A 19678-nucleotide genomic window follows, 5' to 3' on the forward strand; every position below is an offset into this window, starting at 1 on the left:
ATGCGAACCAATAGCCGGAAATATAGCCGAAAGGCGCAGGATAAAATCAATGTCATCACCCTGGGCTGCTCCAAGAACCTCGTCGATTCAGAGGTGCTGCTGTCTCAGCTTGCAGGCAATGGGTTTAAAGCCACCCATGAAGCGGCCGATAATAAAGCCAATATTGTGGTGATCAATACTTGTGGTTTTATCGATCGGGCCAAAGAGGAATCCGTCAACACGATTCTCGAATACATCGATAAAAAAGAGGCCGGGGAAATAGAAAAGGTATTTGTAACAGGCTGTCTTTCACAACGATACCGATCCGACCTTGAAGTAGAAATGCCGCAGGTGGATGGCTATTTCGGGACGATGGATATGCCCGATCTGGTCAAAGCGCTGGGGGGCGATTTTAAGCATGAACTGATCGGTGAAAGGCGTACCACTACTGACAGCCATTACGCTTATCTCAAAATTGCCGAGGGCTGCAATCGCCCTTGCAGCTTCTGCGCGATTCCGCTTATGCGGGGTAAACATAGTTCCCGCGAAATAGAATTTCTCGTCAAAGAGGCAGAGTTTCTGGTCAATAAGGGGGTGCGTGAAATTATGCTGATTGCTCAGGATCTTACCTATTACGGAATCGATATTTACGGAAAAAGGCGACTCAATGACCTGCTTAACGCCCTGGCAGATGTGGAGGGGCTGGAGTGGATTCGCCTGCATTACGCATATCCTTCCGGCTTCCCAATGGATATTCTCCCCACCATCCGCGACAGAGCCAATATCTGTAACTATCTCGATATTCCGCTTCAGCATATATCGGACAATGTCCTGACAACTATGCGGCGAGGGATTAACAGAGCCCGAACGGAAGATCTGATCGCCCGTATCCGTGATGAGGTTCCGGGTATTACGCTGCGTACAACGATGCTGGTGGGACATCCGGGAGAGACCGAGGCCGATCATCAGGAATTGTTGGAATTTGTTGAGAACGCAAAATTTGACCGCCTGGGGGTATTTACTTATTCCCACGAGGAGAATACCCATGCCGGAGAAAAATTTGAAGATTTGGTGCCTGAAGAAGAAAAACAGCGACGGTCAGATGAAATTATGGAAGTCCAGCAGGAAATTTCATTTGACCTGAACCGGGCGAAAGTGGGAAAAATGCTTCCGGTAATGGTAGATCGCAAAGAAAATGACTATTTTATCGGCAGAACCGAGGCCGATTCTCCTGAGGTGGATAATGAAGTGATTATTTATACCAGCGAATCGCTTCCGGTAGGTAAAATTACCCCGGTGAAAATTACTGATGCCATGGAATTTGACCTGATCGCAAGGATTTAGTTTCTGAATTTGACCGAATGTCCCGTAGGATCATCATTTTTGTAATTAGCTGCCTGCTCTCTCTGTCCACTAAAGCGCAATGGGAACTGGGGGTGAAAAATAGCCTGGACAAGGTGTTTAACACTCGTTTGTACCTGCATTATACTGCCAGTAGTGCCAAGCAAAAAAACTTTCTGGCGGATATTCGTTTTCGCCCAAGAGGAAGCTATCGCACCTACCTTCGGAAAGAAGTGCCTCTCTCTACCGATGAGTCTATCGTTTTTACAATTCCGGTTACCCTTCCTCCCGACGATTATGAAATCGATGTAGATATTCTGGACCGCGACCTGGACGCGCATGTCTCGCTGACACTGGATGAGCCATTTACCGTACATCCAGCTTCAGAGGTCCAGGTTTCGGATATTTTCCTGAGCTATAGAGATAGTTTCCAGCAGGCATTTCTTGCTCCATTGCCCGGCAAAACAATTTCCCAGGGCGTCGAGAACCTGTTTTACTATCTTGAAATAAAAGCACCCGGATATGAAGTCCTGTCTGTGCGCGCGGTGTTGTACAAAGAACAAAAAAATCAGGAGTCAACTTCTACCCAGGCTTATGAGTCGATGTATCAGTCCAGTCAGGTCATTTATGTAACGGAAGGGCAGAAACTTGTATTTAAAGATGTGATTCCCGTTGCCAACCTTTCTGAAGGTGAGTATCTCCTTGATATAAGAATATACGATGATGATGAGCCACTCAACAATGAAGGAATAAGGTTTGAGGTTGGCGGCAATATTCAGAAGAAAATATTCAGCGATCTGGACGAATCTATCCGTATGATGGAGTACACGGTTCCGGTAGAGATTCTGGAGAGACTGTTGCGGTTTCCGGATGAAAAAGTAAAAGCGGTGGAATTTAAGGATGTCTGGAAAGAACTGTATGGCGAAAACGCAGATAAAATGATGGAAGCATATTTTCGCAAAATTTATCAGGCGAATGAGCGATTTGGCGAAGGGACGGATGGTTGGCAAACAGACCGTGGAAGAATATTTATCCAATATGGAGAACCACGCATAAAATCGTTGACAATCAATGGGAAAGAATACGAAAGGTGGACGTATGGAAAATGGTCATTATCTTTTTTATTTGAAAAACGCAACCAACGTTATGTGCTGGTCGAATAATTGCCGAGATGATCGATACATTTAAAACATATTTTCAAAAGCATTACAATCTGGAAAGTTTATTCCGTAAGGGGCCTGTGCCTGACGATACGGTTTCTTTCAATAAGTTCAGGCTCTCTCCCGGGAAAAGACTGATGATGTATGCTTTACAGTTCAGTCCCTTGCTGTGTCTGATTAGCTTTTCCGGTATTTTCCTCATGCAACTGGCTGCGGGCATGGGCGCCACAACCGGATGGATCGCCGGGATCGGAAATTTTTATGAATCCTCGCAGATTCTCCCTGCACTCTATATTATTTCGGTGAGTGGTCTGATTGGATTTGGTACCAATTACATTGCGATTCGGATGTTGTTCAGGCCCGTAGTGAAAAGACCCGTTTGGGGACAGGGACTGATTCCCGCACAGCGCGATCGCATTATCTTCACATTGGCGCAAGGCATGCACAAACACGTGCTCAACGAAGAATTGATTCGTTTGAGGGTAGAGCAGACTGGTTTGGTGAAAAAAGTCAACAACCTCGTAATGGACGGCACATCAGGCCTGATACAAGACGATGAGTTGCGGTCCATGCTCAAAATGATGATTTTTGACTCGATGACTGAATACGCCCAACGCGAAGATGTGCGAAAAGAAATCCGGGAAGTTATTGATCAAAGACTGGAAACCAACCTGGATGCAGGTTTGAAAAAGTTTATTTTACAGACATATAAAAAATATAATAAGGAAGATTATCAGGAAATTATAGACAAAATTGTCAGGGACATTCCTAAAATCGCCATGGAAGTTATCGGGAAGATGGAACAGCAACTCGACCGGGTAGCAGCTTATGTTCGCATCCAGAAAGGATATACAGAAAAACAAATCATGAATATATTTGTTGATCTGCTCAACCGGATTGATATCACAGATCTGCTGGCAAAACAAATGGCGCATTTTGACGAGGCAAAACTCGAGCGTATGGTCTGGGAAGCTACCAATGAACAACTGCTATATATTCAGTATTTGGGAACCATATTGGGTATCCTGGGTGGTCTCCTGATTTGGCAGCCACAACTGATGGGCGCTGTTTATGTGATTGGCTTCTCCTTGCTTTGGGCTATAGATGTGCTGATTTTCCGGATAAAACAGAAAGCCATGAAAACCGATCAGAAAATCCAATCACCCGCTCAAACCTGACTTTCGATTGAAAACTGCGACTGCTGACATCCGTACCGATTACCTCACGGGCGCTGCTTCCCTGAGACCCTTTTATCAATATCCGTTGAGCAATCCGGATTTTGCTGCTATTATTTCTGCCAAAAGCAAAGAATCCATTGACAGACCCCTCCTTGCAGAGGTCATATCCAATCAGTATGAAGGACTGCCTCCCATAGCGGCTGTAAATGATAATCTCCGCCTTTTGTCCAGAGAGAATACTTTTACAGTCACGACCGGACATCAGTTGGCGCTTTATGGCGGTCCGCTTTTTACGACCTATAAAGTTCTCAGTACCATTCGGCTTGCGAAGGACTTGAAGGAACAGTATCCGGACAAAAACTTTGTCCCGATTTTCTGGATACATACTGAAGATCACGACTACGAGGAAATCAATCATTTCTTTACAGCATTTAACCGCAAGATTACCTATCCGGGTAAATTTGAAGGGGCTGTCGGTGAACATTTACTGGAGCAAGGAATTGAGGCATTGGTTCCCGCCCATTTTTCCGGGGTAAAAGCCACTTCTTTTGTCCCCGGGAAAACGCTAAAGGCGGCTTACCGGGCATTTATGCATGAGCTGTTTGGAAGTTATGGTGTGGTAATGCTTGATGCATCAGATCCCCGGTTAAAAGCGAGGTTTCGGGCAGTAATGAAAGAAGAGGTGCGGTCGTCTGTCGCCTTCCGGGAAGTCTCCCGCATATCTTCGGCTTTGGTAGCCCAAGGGTATCCGGAGCAGATTATGCCCAGAGACATAAATCTTTTTTACAGTGATTCACAGGGAAGAAATCGTATCGTTGCAGCCAATGGCGGGTTTGAGGTAGTCGATCGCGATATCCATCTGACGCCTGGCCAGCTTGACGAAATCATCGACCTTCATCCTGAAAAAATCAGCCCGAATGTAAGCCTTCGCCCTTTATATCAGGAAATGATCTTGCCTAATCTTGCCTATTTTGGCGGGTGGGGGGAAGTCGCTTACTGGTTGCAGCTCAAAGGGGTATTTGATCATTTCGGAGTAAATCTTCCCCTGATTCTGCCGCGTATGTCAGCAACGATTTTCCGCCGGTCGGAATGGGCTGAATGGGAGAAACTGGGGTTCGGGCCGGAGGCCATACGGAAACCTTTGCATGAACTTTTTCGAGAGTATATGCCGCAGGTTTGGGACGAAACGCCATTCAGGTCGCTTTCAGCAGAAATTGATGATAAAATATCTGCACTAAAATCGTATATTGAAACAGAGATTTCCCAAACACTTTCCCGCTCCGTGGAAGGCCAGAAAGTGAAAATGAATCATTTTTTCACCAATCTGGAGAAAAAAATTCATCGGGTAAAACGATCTGTGAATAATGGTCCGTTTTTGGAAATTGAAAACCTCAAGCAGGCCATACAGCCTGATGGTTTGGTGCAGGAGCGAATTCTGAGTCTGGCAGCCTTTCCCGATATTGCACCGGAAAAGATTATTGCTGCAGCCTGGGAGGCCTGTTCGCCCCTCGATTTTTCCCATCAGTACCTCGTACTGGACTGAGTAACAGGTTTTCTTTGGTTTTCCCGAAAACTTATCGAAAATTTAACGTAAACTAGAGTTGATTTAACAATATATATGGCAACTGAAAGATACAGACGGAGAAGCAGCGTCGCCGACGACTTTGATACTTCATTGATGTATGATGATATTGAGAAGATTCGCGAGCGGGAGGAAGACGAGGAAAAAGACCAGAACAGCAAACTTGGGTCAGCCGGAATGATGGCCCTTATTGCTGGTGCGGGTTTGTTAATGGTAGGTGCTTTCCAATGGGCTATACCCGGCGATTTTATAGAAGCGCTTAATGCAATCCTCCCTATTATTGGGTATGGTGCGCTGGGATATGGTTTTTTCAAAACAATGAAACTCGCGTTTAGGGATAAGGAACTCAATTTTCCTGCACTGAATGTCTACCGGAAAACCAAACCTGTACCTCCTCCGGTCAATGAAGAAGCTGCCAGAACTCAAAATACAAATAGCAATACCCGCTATCAGCGGCGTTCCCGTACCTATGATCGGCCCGGCCAGAAAAAAGTGCTCCGCCGCTCCCGTACAAATCGCGTTTTTTCCGGTGTGGCTGGAGGAATTGCCGAATATATGGGCATCTCTGCAGCTTTAATTCGCTTTGCATTTATCGCGGGCCTTTTTATGGGAATCGGTATGCCGATTTTTATCTACCTGCTTTTGTCAATCGTTCTGCCAGCTAATTACGACAGCATTGCCCAGAAACCACCTTTGCGCAATCCTAATATTCCCCCGGTGAGGTAAATATCATGAATCGTCTATACGCAGGAAATCTCTTGCTTTTGATTTGCCTCTTTTCCTGCCGGCAGGAAGAAAATATTTGTTATGAAGATTTTCCTAATGGAACCCGTAAATATGAAGTAGCCTGCGACCGTTGGAGCGGTGATTATCAGGGCGAAATGCGGGTATATAATGAAGAAGGCATCTTGACGGCAACCTACTTTTTTGTCGATGATAAAGAAGAGGATACTACAAGATTTTATACTCCCGATGGGTTTGTCTGGAAAAAAGTTCCGATGAAAAATGGAAAACCTGAGGGTATGCTTACCGAATATCGCCCGGATGGAACCTTAAAGCGAACAGTCAATTTTCAGGAAGGTGTTGCCGAAGGAGAATATATTGCCTATCACCCTGATGGTCAACAGATAAGGGAGTCGATTCAATATGTGGACGGAAGGCTCAGCGGCCCTTATGTCAGGTATTTTGAAAATGGTATACCTGAAGTCACCGGAGAATATATGATGGGTTTTAAGATGGGTAAGTGGACTCGTTATAGACCGGATGGTAGCCAATTGTGCGTATTTACCCTGTATATGAATCTTCGGGATGGAGGCTTTGGTGTTTTTAAAAATTCCGGAATGCCGTATATTACCGGAGAATTTGCACAGGATAAAATTGACGGAGAATTGAGCTTCTTCAACGAGGACGGGGAAATTATTAGAAAATCAGGGTGGGATGAAACCTGGTTGGTAAAACAAAATGTACCTTCGGGGGTTAATGAAGAGGTTAATTTCACCGCCAGTATCAGAATTCCCGCCAGCGAAAATAATGCGGCAATTTACATCAAAGGAGATTCTGCCTGGATTCAACCTTAATCCTATGATTACCACTGACATGCCCGTTTATTATCTGATGAAAGTTAAGGGAAAAGCAAAAATCCCTGATTATATTCAACTCAGAGATGAAAATCTTACGCTGATTGGCTATTTCCGTCCGGGAAGAAAAGAACGGCTGGACAAAGTCGTAAAAAGTGTGGAAATCGCCGAAAAGCTATATGATATTATTGATAATCTCACCGAGTATGGCAAGATGAAGAAATTTGAACTCTGATGCGTACCCTGATCAAATTTGAAGATGTCCACCTTTCTTATGGTCCCCGGCTTACGTTGGTAGGCATTAACTTTGAGCTTCAGTTAGGTGAGTTTGCTTATTTGGTCGGACGTACGGGTTCTGGTAAAAGTTCTATCCTCAAGATGATCTATGCAGACGCTACGCCCTGGAAAGGCCGCGTATCGGTCGATAATTTTGTGGCATCTGAAATTTCTGATAAAAACCTGCCATTTCTTCGAAGAAAACTGGGCATTGTTTTTCAGGATTTTCAACTATTGCCGGATCGAAATGTTGAGGATAATATTCACTTTGCCCTCCGGGCAACAGGCTGGACTGACCGTGGCAAAATTAAACAAAGAATTTCTGAAGTATTAATGCGTGTCGGTATGTCTGGAAAGGGGGTAGCCATGCCACATCAACTCTCTGGTGGTGAACAACAGCGGATTGCGATTGCCCGGGCTCTGATCAATGACCCTTTGGTAATTGTCGCTGACGAACCTACCGGTAACCTGGACCCGGAGGCTACGAATAATATCATGGAAATCCTTCTTAAGGTCAACCGATCCGGGACTGCCGTCCTGATGGCCACCCATGAATATTCGCTAATCAAACAATACCCTCACCGGGTATTGGAAGTGGTGGAAAAAAAGATTCGCAATTTTCCAGATCCGGAAGCATTCCTTGCTCAAATGCGTCAATCATTCTGATTGATCCGGTCATTCCTGCTAATTCTCCTTAAATACGTATGACCTGTTTGCCTGGCAGGTGTAATCCGATTCCAAAATTGAATTTCTGTAAGTATTTGATTTTTAAATATTTATGTATTTAAGATTGGCTGATATCCTCTCCTTTACTTTGTCTGGTGTGTAAAGGAACGATGGTTCTGTGCTCAACTAACCCGTCGTTTTTCTCGTCTTTTATTTTGTCAGACGCTAGCCATTCATCTTAAATAAGAAATTTTTATGAAAAAGATTTATGTACTTCTCCTCCTTGTGGGGATGGGGGGCTATGTGTTTGCACAGAATCGTCCCATCATGACGACTTCTCCCAGTCAGGCACGCCTTCAGCAAGAGTTTATGGCTAAAAGACCGTCGCAGGAATTAACTGCCCAACCTTCTGCACCGGTAAATTCGCCGCCTTTGGGTACTTCTGTAACCGATGCAGTCTCAGCCATAAAAATTGCTGAAACTTCGAATGCCTATTCGGGCTTGATTGCGGAAGTCAACCAGGTACAAGTGGTCAATGGTGTAGGAAATGGTGGGGCGGTATTGTTTATGCACAGGCAAAACATCAATACCTGTGGCGGTACCGCCGCTGACAATGGTCGTATCCGTTACACATTTTCATCTGATGGCGGGGCTTCCTGGAATGTCGGGAATGGTGTTAACGTTTCTCAGGGCACAAGTGCTCCTCCCGGACATTGTTTTGGTGTTGGGGACATAACGCCCGGATTTACTTTCCCTGTGCGTTATCCACAAGGCGCATTATTTATGCCTGCCGGAGGCACTTCGCTTGAGGACATGGTATTGACGCATTTGGGATCGATTCTTACTCCGGGGCCTGGCGGGCAATGGGATGGGGCAGAGATCAGCACGGTTGAAGGGGCCATGAGTGCATCTCCGCTGGTAATCTCCCAGGAGGATTACACCTTTACCAACGTCGGGCATGATATCAATACGGGTTTTGTTCAGGGAAAACCCGGTGAATTCTGGTTCGTAACCCGGGAAGCAAACGGAGCAAATAATGACCCCGGTATTGGCCGGATTTTCCTGTACAAGGGCATCTATGATGCGGCCAAAACTAAAGTGGATTGGCAGTTGCATCACACATTTTACCCTGATCATTATTTGTTATTTGACAATCAGCCTCATTTGACATATCCATCTATCGCATTTAGCCCGGATGGAAAAGATGGTTATATCTCGTGGCTGGGCGACTTAAATGGAAATGAAGATACCGTGCTTTCCCCGATCCTGATAGAAAGCCATGACTGGGGAAACAGTTGGAGTAATCCCTTTGAAATAAACCTAAACAGCTTCCCGGAAGTGACTGACTCCATGAAATGGCTCATGGTGCTGGACACAACCGGCGGAGTATTGGATACTATACCTTTTGCCACTGGCAAAGCGACGATTGGTTTTGAGCATGACCTCGTAGTAGGTGCCGATGGGAATCCCTATATGGTAGTAACCATTGGCCCTGCTTCTCATATCAATGCCCGTGAAGCCAATTATGGAATTTTTTCAGGAATATATTTATTTACCGCTGTCATAACCCGCGACTTGTATGGCGATTTTAATATCATGCACCTTGCTTCACAAAGCACATTCCGTGCATATTGGGGGGATCTGACCCAGCCCGCTTCGGTCAATGTCAATATCTCTCAGGATATTCATCCACAGGCTTCCCGCACAGACGATGGTTCAATTGTATTTTTTTCATGGACAGATACTGATACAACTAATGGCTGGTCGCCTTTGCCTGGCCCGCCCGGCTCAAACAACATGACTAATTTTGCCCCCAATCTGCTTACCCGTGGTTATGATGTAAACAAACGAAAACTTACTTCCGTTCGAAATTGGACATTCGACGATTTAAACTGGGGTGGGAGAGTACTCTTGCCTAAAATGTCGCCAAATGCACTTCAAACGGCCCCCGATCTTTATACTTTACCTGTAGTAATTACCAATATTGATGGCGGTAATGCCAGTTTTCCTTGTTCCTATTACTATTTTTCAAATATCGTTTTTGATGCTTCAACAGAATTTACAGAAGACCCCAGTTTCTTTTACAACTGTAAGGAAAATCCATTTGCCAACTCGTTTTTGATAACAGAGCCCTCCTGTCTTGCGTCAGACGGCGCAATCAGTATTTTACCGACAGGTGGTTTGGGAAATTATACTTACCAGTGGGATGCAGCCGCAGGAAATAGCACTGACAGCATGGTTCTGGGTTTATCTGCGGGCATTTATTCTGTAACAGTGAAAGATGAATTCGGCTGTTCTGATTCAAAAACATTGATACTTAACAATGTGGGTGCCGCCTCTTTGTCGATTGATTCTTTGTCGTTTACGCCCATTTCCTGCTATGGGGCCAATGATGCCGGGGTCTGTTTGGTTTCGTCGGGAGGAACAGGGCCTTTTACCTGGTCATGGAGCAATGGGGAGTCGGATTCTTGCGCTATGGCACTTGTGCCGGGCGAAAATATATTGATAATGACTGACTTGTTGAGTTGCAAAAGTATTATCAGTATTTCAGTATCAGAACCGGATTCGATTTTGTTGAACAATATTGTAGTTGATGATTTGTCCTGTAATGGGGATCAATCCGGGGGAATTTCAGTAAATGCGTTCGGAGGGACCGGACAGCTTTCTTATAGTTGGGACAACGGCCAATCCGGCTCAACGTTGAATAGCCTTTCAGCAGGGAGTTATCTATTGACCGTTACAGATGAAAATAACTGTTCATTGAGCAGGCAGATCGTAGTTAGTGAACCTGATTCCCTGGAAAATATATTTACTATTAATGATAATACGACGGCAGTTCCTCCATATAATGGAAATATTACCGTAAATATATCCGGGGGTAAGGCACCTTATTCAATTACATGGCGGAATGATGCCGGCAATTTCCTGAGTGTCGGGCAATTTGTTTTTGGCCTGGCTCCCGGAGTTTATACCGCTGATATATTGGATGATAATGGTTGTATACTGTTGGATACGGCTGTGGTTGGAGGGGTAAATAAACTCACTCCGGAATCGCTGGGTTTTACAAAATTTACGATTGGTCCTAATCCGACGGATGGATGGCTGTTTTTTGAAATGGAATTGGTAAAGGCAGACTTTGTAAAACTAGTATTATTTGACAGTCAGGGACGATTAATTATGCATACCGATAAAGAACAAACACTTCAATGGCGGGAAACAATGGATCTGCGGTCCCTTCCTGCCAGTATCTATATCTTGCATATTTCGACCTCAAAAGGAACAATAATTAAGCGTCTGGCCATTGATTAGTACTATTTAAATGTGCCAGTTAATGTGAAAGGAGGGCTAAGGTCCTCCTTTTTTATTAAAATCCCGCTCCAACTGTCAAAATGGCATAGTTCCGGGAGGATTTTTTGTATATTTGCTACCTGTTTATTTACAGTAGCTACGCGTTACCAGAAAGGAAACATGAGAGATAAAATCACACAAAAAACATTTGCCCCGGCGGCATTGGAGCGTACAATGGAGGAGGAAAAACAGGGACTGGCCTACGAGTCAACCGATAATCTTCAATCCACCGGAAAACTGGCCTATATAGAGACTTACGGCTGCCAGATGAATTTCTCTGATACGGAGATTGTTGCATCTGTATTGAAAGATATGAATTATGGGTTTACGACGGATGCCAACGCCGCAGACCTGGTTTTTATCAATACCTGTAGTATTCGGGAAAATGCTGAAAGCAAAGTTTGGAACCGATTGGCTTCCCTCCGAAAGAAGAAGGAAGAAAAGCCGCATCTGATGGTGGGGGTATTGGGATGTATGGCCGAGCGATTGAAAACCCGGTTGCTTGAACAGGAAAAACTGGTGGATCTGGTCGTCGGTCCCGACGCTTATCGCGACCTTCCCAACCTGGTGAGTGAAGTAGAAACCGGCCAAAAGGCTGTGAATGTATTGCTCTCCCGTGAAGAGACCTACGCCAATATCGCTCCCGTGCGGTTGAATACCAATGGAATCTGCGCATTCGTAACGATTATGCGGGGCTGTGACAATATGTGCGCCTTTTGTGTTGTGCCGTTTACCAGAGGGAGAGAAAGAAGCCGGGACCCACAGTCTATATTGACAGAAGTACAGGCATTGTACGCGCAGGGATACCGGGAGGTGACTTTGCTGGGACAAAATGTGGACTCATACAAATGGTCGCCGGACGAATCTCTGAAGGGTAAAGCCCAAATTGAAAAAAAACTCAACGAGGGGGAGCAGGTTGAAATTACCAATTTTGCGCAGCTGCTTGAAATGGTGGCCAAAGTAAGCCCTGAATTACGGGTACGGTTTTCCACCTCACATCCCAAAGACATTACCGATGATGTCTTGCATACGATTGCTGCCTATGACAATATCTGCAATTATATCCACCTTCCGGTTCAGTCGGGTAGCAATCGCATGCTCGATATGATGAACAGAGGATACACCCGTGAGTGGTACAAAGGGAAAGTTGACCGTATCAGAGAGATTATACCCGATTGTGCCATTTCAGCGGATATTATCACCGGATTTTGTACAGAGACTGAAGAAGATCATGCCGATACCATAGCGATTGTGGAGGCTTCTCAATACACTCATGCCTATATGTTTGCCTATAGCGAAAGACCCGGAACTGCCGCTTCAAAAAAATGGGCAGATGATGTGCCAGAAGAAGTCAAGAAGCAGCGATTGGCAGAAGTGATTGAATTGCAAAACAGAATTTCTGCTGAGGGAAATGCAAAAGATATTGGCCAAACCTATAAAGTGCTGATTGAAGGGGATTCCAAACGGTCAAAGGCTGATTTTTGTGGAAGAAATGATCACAACAAAATGGTGGTTTTCCCAAAAATCGAGGGGTATATGCCCGGAGATTATGCATGGGTAAAAATCCTTTCATCAACGAGTGCAACCCTTAAAGGGAAAATTGTATCGAGATAATGACGATTCAACAAGTAAAACAGCGATACGGAATCATCGGCAACTGCAGGGAAATCAATCAGGCAGTGGAGATCGCCATGCAGGTTGCGCCAACAGAAGTGACAGTTTTGGTTTACGGTGAAAATGGTACCGGAAAAGACATTTTTTCAAGGATTATCCATGATTTCAGTAAACGCAAGCATAAAAAATTTATCGCCATCAACACGGGCGCGATTCCTGAAGGCACATTGGACTCCGAACTGTTTGGCCATGAAAAGGGCGCATTTACCTCTGCGTATGATACGCGAAAAGGATATTTTGAAGAAGTAGAAGAAGGGACCATTTTTCTGGATGAAATCGGCGAGATGCCGCTGGCAACCCAGGCAAGACTTCTTCGGCTTCTGGAAAACGGTGAATACCTGCGGGTAGGTTCCAGTAAAGTACGCAAAGCGGATGTCAGGGTGATCGCTGCCACCAACAAAAACCTGGTGGAAATGATCCGGCAGGGAAGGTTTCGTGAGGATTTGTATTTCCGACTGAATACTGTCTCTATTGTTGTGCCACCGTTGCGCAACCGGGGGGATGATATCGAATTGCTGTTCAATTATTTTGCGCTCGAATTTGGTGAAAAATATAGCAGAGAGCAGGTCTTTCTGGATGCCGAGGCTATCCCGTTGCTGCAACAATACCGTTGGCCAGGAAATGTCCGGGAGCTTCGGAATTTGGTTGAAAAACTGACCGTTTTGGTAAAAGGCGAAATCGTTTCTCCTACAGTACTTAGAAACAATCTTCTCATTCAGGACAGCTATCTTCCGATTGTGCGCCTTGGAAAAGAATACCCCAAACATAACGAAGACGCTGAGGACGAAAGAGAGAACCATAGTATGCTTTTGAAACTGATTTATGATTTGGGGAAAGAAGTTGCTGATCTGAAAAAAATGATTTATCTGGGAATACAAGGGCGAGACAGAGATATTGAACATGATCATCCAGAAACATTTTCACCTACGCCCAGATATGACAATAATTTCGGTCAGCCGCAGATTATTGAACCCGTACAACCCGTGACGAAAGAACTGGCACTATTGGAGGAGTCCCTTTCATTGGAGAAAAAAGAAAAAGAAATGATTCTGAAGGCTCTTACCCGGCACAATAATAACCGGAAAAAGGCAGCCCAGGAATTGGGGATATCGGAAAGGACGCTTTACCGCAAAATTAAAAATTACGATATTGATGCGTAAGAACATTTTTCACACATCTTCACATTCCATTTTTCTTAAGGTGCTGGTCACCTTTGGGTTAGCCTTGTCCGTAGTTTCCTGCCAGATATCCTTCAATTTTACCGGAGGTAAAGCGGATAATAGTCTTCAGACACTGTCAATCAGCCAGTTTATCAATGAAGCTGATATCGTCGTTCCCTATCTCGCGCAGGAAACTACGCAGCAGTTGCAGGATCGTTTTCTCAGCCAGTCAAGACTTACCCTCACTTCCGGAGCCGCTGATGTTGAGTTGGGCGGAAGCATTACGCGTTATACCATGTTGCCTGTGGCGATTCAGGGCGATGACAGGGCGGCGCAAAACAGGTTGACGATAACCGTAAAAGTAAAATTTGTCAACAATGTTGACCCCGCCGAAAGTTGGGATCAGACATTTAGTAAGTTTATCGATTTTGATTCAGAAGAAGATTTTACCAGTGTGGAACGAGACAGAATCAACGACGTTTTGGAGCAGATCACTCAGGATGTTTTTAGCAAATCTATTGGCAAGTGGTAGTCTATGGATATTTTCAGCATATACCAATCTGCCCTGAAAAGGAAAATTTCACCTGATTCAGTGGGATATTTGGATGAAATTATCCGGGAATATCCGTATTTTACCTTTCCCAGGTTGTTGAAAGCAGTGGTAAAACCCGAAAATGAAAATATTTTTGCCGCATCGGCGTATTCTGTAAACCGAAAGCAGCTCAAAAATCTACTGGAGGGCAAAGTTTTTTTCTCCGAAACCCCGGCGAGTATGGATATTGATACACCTGTAACGATTTTTCCGGATATAGCGGTGCATGGACCTGTCCATGACCTTTTTTCGATTGTAGATTTCGAATCTGTGTATCGTCGTATGCCTTGTTTTGATTGTGCTTTTTCTATCTCAGAAGGAGTTGCAGGAGCCGATCATAATACTTTTCTCGATTGGGATATTAAAGTCAGAACCCTGAAAAACCGCCGGCTGGCAGAACAAATCCGGGAAGAGCTAAAACCCACTCAGATACCCGATTCCAACCTTGACCAAACGTCGCCTGAATCTAAAAAAGCAGTTTCTAATAACCTCATCGATGCATTTCTGAAGAATCAATCATCCATTCGAAGAAAAAATAATGCCGGGGCGATAAATCATACGCCGGTTAAGGCAGCCGTCGATAGTATTCGGGAAGATGAGAATCTTGTAACAGAAACTATGGCGAGGCTAAATCTGCTGCAAAACAATCGCGCAGAAGCAATTCGTATTTATGAGAAGCTATGCTTGCTATATCCCGAAAAAAGTGCTTATTTTGCTGATAGGATAAATAAAATCAAAGACGAATAATGTTTGTTTTTTTTGGAATTCTGTCAATATTGGTCGCTATAGTCATGATTCTGGCAGTAGTGATTCAAAATAGTAAAGGTGGTGGCCTGTCTTCTACCTTTGGTGCCGGCGGTGCAACCCAGATTCTGGGCGCCAGAAGGAGTAATGAGTTTATCGAAAAGTTTACCTGGTACCTGGCCATCGGGCTTGCTGTGCTGGCATTCGCTGCGAATGTCTCCGGCAACCAGGGATCTGCTTCATCTACCAACCAGCTTCGTATGGGTGCTGCCATTGAAAATCAAATAGTTACAGATCCGGTTTCTCTCCCGGACGCATCTTCTTTTGATCAGTTGCCTGCAACTGATGAGAATACTACCGATGACGGTAACTAGAAATCTGACAAAGTATTGTTTTTATAAAAAAAGGCCTCTTTCAAGAGGCCTTTTTTATTGTGTGTTTTTTTACCACTCCTAACATAGATCCCGGTTATGTAATAGTTCGCTGTGTTCTGTGAGTAAAAATTATGGACGAACCATAATATTGCAGGACCTAAAACTAACTGACCCAAATTATGTTCAAAGCTACCCTTTGGCTGTTCCTTACTTCTGTATTATTTTCCCCCGCCCAGTTAGTGGCCAATCCTTCCCCCGCTACGATTCATATTCTGTTTTTCTCTCCGGATGTTGGTGAATCAAATATGCTCGCCGATAGTGCTTATGGTTTTTTTGAGCAATTATGTAAGGAGAAAAAATATTTTCTGACCAGAAGTACTTCCTGTAGCGTATTCGACAATGTAGAGAGCATTCGAAGGTTTCATGTGTTGGTTGTTCTAAACCAACACTCAATCAACGTGTTGAATCAACGTCAGAAAGATAATTTTTCCGAGTATATCATTGGTGACAAGGCGCATTCGGGTGGTGCTCTGGTGAGTTTTCATCTCGAAAAACGTATTTTTCGGGATGGCGCAGAGTCTGGATGGACATGGTATAATGAGCTCACGGAGTTGACTGATCCCGGCAAAACAGGTATTGTTGTTTCGGAGGTTTCTTCCATCTATCCGATTTTGAATGCCGAAGCCCCGAATGTTGATTCGAATATAAGTTTTCGCCCTATTTCCAATTATAAAATGTTGCCACACCCGCTGCCTGGGAGTGGGTATGCAGGCGGGAAGGTGTTTGTTACGTTTCTTGCGAATTCACCGGGTAAATTTTCGAGGAATTCAAAAGATTTTCATCTTTTTACCGAACATATTGAAAGAGCGGTTGATTGGGCAAGCGGGTCTAAGGTTGAGCGCCCCGTAATGGTGAAATTGCTCGATTTATCTGATAAGACCAACGTTTCTTCTATACATCTTTCATGGATTCCGGGTGGTAACCCGACAAAAATAAAGGCACTGGACATACTTCGCAGTGAAGATGGTATCACCTGGAAACAAATGGCAACATTTGAGGAAAACCTTACTTCAGATTTTTGGGATAATGAAACCCGACCTGGTAGGTTTTATTACCGGATTCGCCAGACTAATATAAATGGAAGTTTTCTGTATTCTGATATGGTGGTTGCTGACATAAGCAATGCAGCTCCTCAGGTAGAGATTTTTCCCAATCCAATTCAAAATATGCTGTTTATCCGGCTGGAAATGCTCGAGTCAAAATCTGCTAAAATCTTTGTTGAGACAAGAGAAGGCCAAAAATTGATCACCAAAACGCTGGAAAACGTGAATGGGAAAGTTAACCTTCAGTTTGATGTAAGTACTTTTCCACCGGGTATCTACCTGCTAAAAGTGTCTGCGGATACGGGAGAAACGACAGAACGATTTTTGAAATATTAGCCTAAATACAACAAAAGTTGAAGGTTATCTTACATACCCAGGAATAATTCGTTTTTTTGCACCGTATTTGCTCACATACAATGAGCCCTTTTCCTACTAGACAACGTGAAATTACTTATGCTTATTCGTCGGATACTGTTAAACACCTTTGCCTTTATTGTTATTTTTAATGTCTGCATATTTGCTTTTTCCAGTCCTCCCACTGTAACTGGGCAATTAAAAACCTGGCATAAAATTACGCTTACCTTTGATGGACCCGCTGCCTCTGAGTTGGGTAATCCCAATCCTTTTACCGACTATCGGTTGAATGTGACTTTTACCATGGGCAGCCGGACATATATAGTTCCCGGATATTTTGCCGCTGACGGCAATGCCGGAGAAACAGGCGCTACTTCGGGTAATAAATGGCGGGTACATTTTGCCCCTGACACTTCCGGGATTTGGAATTACTCAGTTTCTTTCCGCGAGGGTTCTTATGTCGCAGTAGATCCCGATCCGGCGGCTGGTACCCCAGTAGCGGGAACAATAGACGGATACACGGGCAGTATTACTGTTAGCCCTTCTGATAAGACTGGGAATGATTTCCGGGGAAAGGGACGTCTTAATTATGTCGGTGGCCGTTATCTGCAATTTGCCGGTTCGGGAGATTACTATATTAAAGCAGGTACCGACGCACCGGAAAACCTGCTGGGATATTATGAGTTTGACAATACCCGCTGTTATGGCGGATCAAACTCCCGGAAAACCAAAGGAACCAAAACCTTTGATGCAAATGGCATTACGTATCAATATCATGCCGATACCCTCCACCATTACGATCCGCACCTCAGCGATTGGAATACAGGCGACCCGGTATGGCATGGGAGCAAAGGCAAGCGCTTGATTGGCGTACTTAACTACCTCGCCGGTAAAGGAATGAATGTAATCTCGTTCCTTACCATGAATATAGGCGGCGATGGGCAGGATGTTTACCCCTATGTCAATTACAATAATGATCCTTCCCCACAAGATGATCGCCTGAGGTTTGATATATCCAAACTAGATCAGTGGGATGTCGTTTTTGAACATGCAGATTCTCTTGGACTTATGTTACATGTCAAGCTGCAGGAAACAGAAAATGACCAGTTGCTGGATGGCGGCCATCTCGGACCTGAACGCATTTTGTATTATGGGATGATGATCGCACGTTTTGGTTACCATCTTGCGGTAGAATGGAATATGGGGGAGGAGAATGATATCTGGACAGAATTGAATGACCCTGGGAATACGTACTTAAAGTCTTATGCACAGTTCTTTAATTATTATGACCCTTATCAGCATCCAATCGTCATTCATAGCTATCCCGGTCAGCAATCACAGGTTTATACCCCTATGCTGGGTTTTTCAGATATGACCGGTGCTTCGCTTCAGACTGATCTCCCTTCCAATGTGCACAAGCAAACCCTGAACTGGATCGAAGAATCTTCCAATAACGGGCATATTTGGGTAACAGCTTCTGATGAAATCGGTCCGGCAAGTTGGGGCGTAATGCCTGATGGATCAGGGAATAATCACGATGAAGTAAGAAAACAGGTGATATGGGGAAATTATATGGCTGGTGGAGGCGGAATACAACATTATTTTGGTTACAACACCCTGCATCATGATCTGGACTGTGAGTGGTTTGGCTCCAGAGACCAGACATGGGATTACTCCCGGTATGCTAAAGAATTGCTGGAAACACTTCCTATGAATGAAATGGTGAATATGAATAGCCTGATCGGAAATGGCGCCGACAATAACAATAAATACTGTATGGGCAAGGCGGGAGAAGTTTATCTGATTTTTCTGGCTAATGGCGGCACTACAAATATTGACCTTTCCGCCACGCCCAGTCTGTTTGATGTGCATTGGTATGACCCTCGCAACGGGGGAGGCCTTCAAAACGGCTCTCTTACTTCGGTAAGTGGCGGTAGTGCCAGCATATCGGTTGGAAATCCGCCTGACAGTGTTTCCCGGGACTGGGTTGTGGTTGTTTCCGCTCAAGGTTCCAATTTCCCTGTCGAATTTCTCGATTTTACTGCTACTCCTATACAGTCCAACGTTTTGCTAAAGTGGTCTACCGCCCATGAGGAAAACAGCGGCTGGTTTGAAGTCCGGCGTTCAATAGATGGTATATTGTGGGAAAATGTAGCAGAAGTTCTTGCTGCGGGCAGTTCCCACACCTTGAAAACTTATTCCCATACAGATCGTGGTTTGAAAAAAGGTGTATATTATTATCAGATAAAAGAGATCGACCTCGACGGCAAATCGCAGTTAACCAATATTATTGAAGTTACCATTGATGATATAAGGCCTGTTGTAAGCATTTTCCCAAATCCAGCCCATAATGAATTGACCCTGCAAGTTGAAATGACAGTGAATGAATCTGTCAACTATTACCTGGTAAATGCGCTGGGGCAACGAATCATGGAACGGGAATCGCCCGTAACCCGAGGGGTATGGAACCAGACCATTGATATATCGTCATGTGTTCCCGGGCTCTATTATCTGTTTGCCCGGATTGGCGAAGACAATTATGTGAGGCCGGTTCATGTTTATTGATATGT

General features: G+C 44.5%; 16 protein-coding genes. All 16 read left to right on the forward strand.

Annotated features, from left to right (window positions below; translation table 11 throughout):
• The 16 genes from rimO to R3D00_17045 all read left to right on the forward strand — a co-directional run bounded on the left by rimO (window position 1) and on the right by R3D00_17045 (window position 19673).
• Window positions 1-1323, forward strand: coding sequence for a 30S ribosomal protein S12 methylthiotransferase RimO (gene rimO, locus R3D00_16970; protein MEZ4774880.1), 1323 nt, complete (start codon window positions 1-3; stop codon window positions 1321-1323).
• 17 nt (window positions 1324-1340) lie between these two features.
• Window positions 1341-2483: a GWxTD domain-containing protein gene (locus tag R3D00_16975; GenBank protein ID MEZ4774881.1), complete on the forward strand. Its 1143-nt coding sequence runs from the start codon at window positions 1341-1343 to the stop codon at window positions 2481-2483.
• Between the two features lie 8 nt (window positions 2484-2491).
• On the forward strand, window positions 2492-3658 hold the full coding sequence (locus R3D00_16980; protein ID MEZ4774882.1) for a DUF445 family protein: 1167 nt from the start codon (window positions 2492-2494) through the stop codon (window positions 3656-3658).
• Between the two features lie 7 nt (window positions 3659-3665).
• Entirely contained in the window at window positions 3666-5201 is a 1536-nt protein-coding gene (gene bshC, locus R3D00_16985; protein ID MEZ4774883.1) for a bacillithiol biosynthesis cysteine-adding enzyme BshC, read from the forward strand.
• Between the two features lie 75 nt (window positions 5202-5276).
• Window positions 5277-5966 carry a PspC domain-containing protein gene (locus R3D00_16990; protein ID MEZ4774884.1) on the forward strand — a complete coding sequence of 230 codons (690 nt, stop codon included), beginning with the start codon at window positions 5277-5279 and terminating at the stop codon, window positions 5964-5966.
• 5 nt (window positions 5967-5971) lie between these two features.
• Window positions 5972-6817, forward strand: coding sequence for a hypothetical protein (locus R3D00_16995; GenBank protein MEZ4774885.1), 846 nt, complete (start codon window positions 5972-5974; stop codon window positions 6815-6817).
• 4 nt (window positions 6818-6821) lie between these two features.
• A complete protein-coding gene (locus R3D00_17000; protein ID MEZ4774886.1) occupies window positions 6822-7052 on the forward strand; it encodes a fructose-6-phosphate aldolase in 231 nt (76 codons plus the stop codon).
• Window positions 7052-7759 (forward strand): ATP-binding cassette domain-containing protein, encoded by a 708-nt coding sequence (locus tag R3D00_17005; GenBank protein ID MEZ4774887.1) that lies wholly within the window; start codon window positions 7052-7054, stop codon window positions 7757-7759. Before R3D00_17000 ends, R3D00_17005 begins: the two co-directional genes overlap by 1 nt.
• A gap of 255 nt (window positions 7760-8014) precedes the next feature.
• Window positions 8015-11068 (forward strand): T9SS type A sorting domain-containing protein, encoded by a 3054-nt coding sequence (locus R3D00_17010; protein ID MEZ4774888.1) that lies wholly within the window; start codon window positions 8015-8017, stop codon window positions 11066-11068.
• A gap of 213 nt (window positions 11069-11281) precedes the next feature.
• Window positions 11282-12721 carry a tRNA (N6-isopentenyl adenosine(37)-C2)-methylthiotransferase MiaB gene (gene miaB, locus R3D00_17015; GenBank protein MEZ4774889.1) on the forward strand — a complete coding sequence of 480 codons (1440 nt, stop codon included), beginning with the start codon at window positions 11282-11284 and terminating at the stop codon, window positions 12719-12721.
• Window positions 12721-13941, forward strand: coding sequence for a sigma-54 dependent transcriptional regulator (locus R3D00_17020; protein MEZ4774890.1), 1221 nt, complete (start codon window positions 12721-12723; stop codon window positions 13939-13941). The genes miaB and R3D00_17020 overlap by 1 nt, the downstream gene beginning before the upstream one ends.
• The gene (locus R3D00_17025) at window positions 13934-14473 is read left to right on the forward strand and encodes an LptE family protein (protein MEZ4774891.1); all 540 of its coding nucleotides are present in this window, start codon (window positions 13934-13936) and stop codon (window positions 14471-14473) included. The genes R3D00_17020 and R3D00_17025 overlap by 8 nt, the downstream gene beginning before the upstream one ends.
• 3 nt (window positions 14474-14476) lie before the next feature.
• A complete protein-coding gene (locus R3D00_17030; protein ID MEZ4774892.1) occupies window positions 14477-15280 on the forward strand; it encodes a hypothetical protein in 804 nt (267 codons plus the stop codon).
• A complete protein-coding gene (gene secG / locus R3D00_17035) occupies window positions 15280-15651 on the forward strand; it encodes a preprotein translocase subunit SecG (GenBank protein MEZ4774893.1) in 372 nt (123 codons plus the stop codon). Before R3D00_17030 ends, secG begins: the two co-directional genes overlap by 1 nt.
• A 179-nt stretch (window positions 15652-15830) precedes the next feature.
• A complete protein-coding gene (locus tag R3D00_17040) occupies window positions 15831-17090 on the forward strand; it encodes a T9SS type A sorting domain-containing protein (protein ID MEZ4774894.1) in 1260 nt (419 codons plus the stop codon).
• A 117-nt stretch (window positions 17091-17207) separates the two neighbouring features.
• Window positions 17208-19673: a DUF5060 domain-containing protein gene (locus R3D00_17045; GenBank protein ID MEZ4774895.1), complete on the forward strand. Its 2466-nt coding sequence runs from the start codon at window positions 17208-17210 to the stop codon at window positions 19671-19673.
• Window positions 19674-19678: the final 5 nt, after the last annotated feature.

Source organism: Bacteroidia bacterium (assembly GCA_041391665.1).
In the GTDB taxonomy this organism is placed as follows: Bacteria; Bacteroidota; Bacteroidia; order J057; family J057; genus JAGQVA01.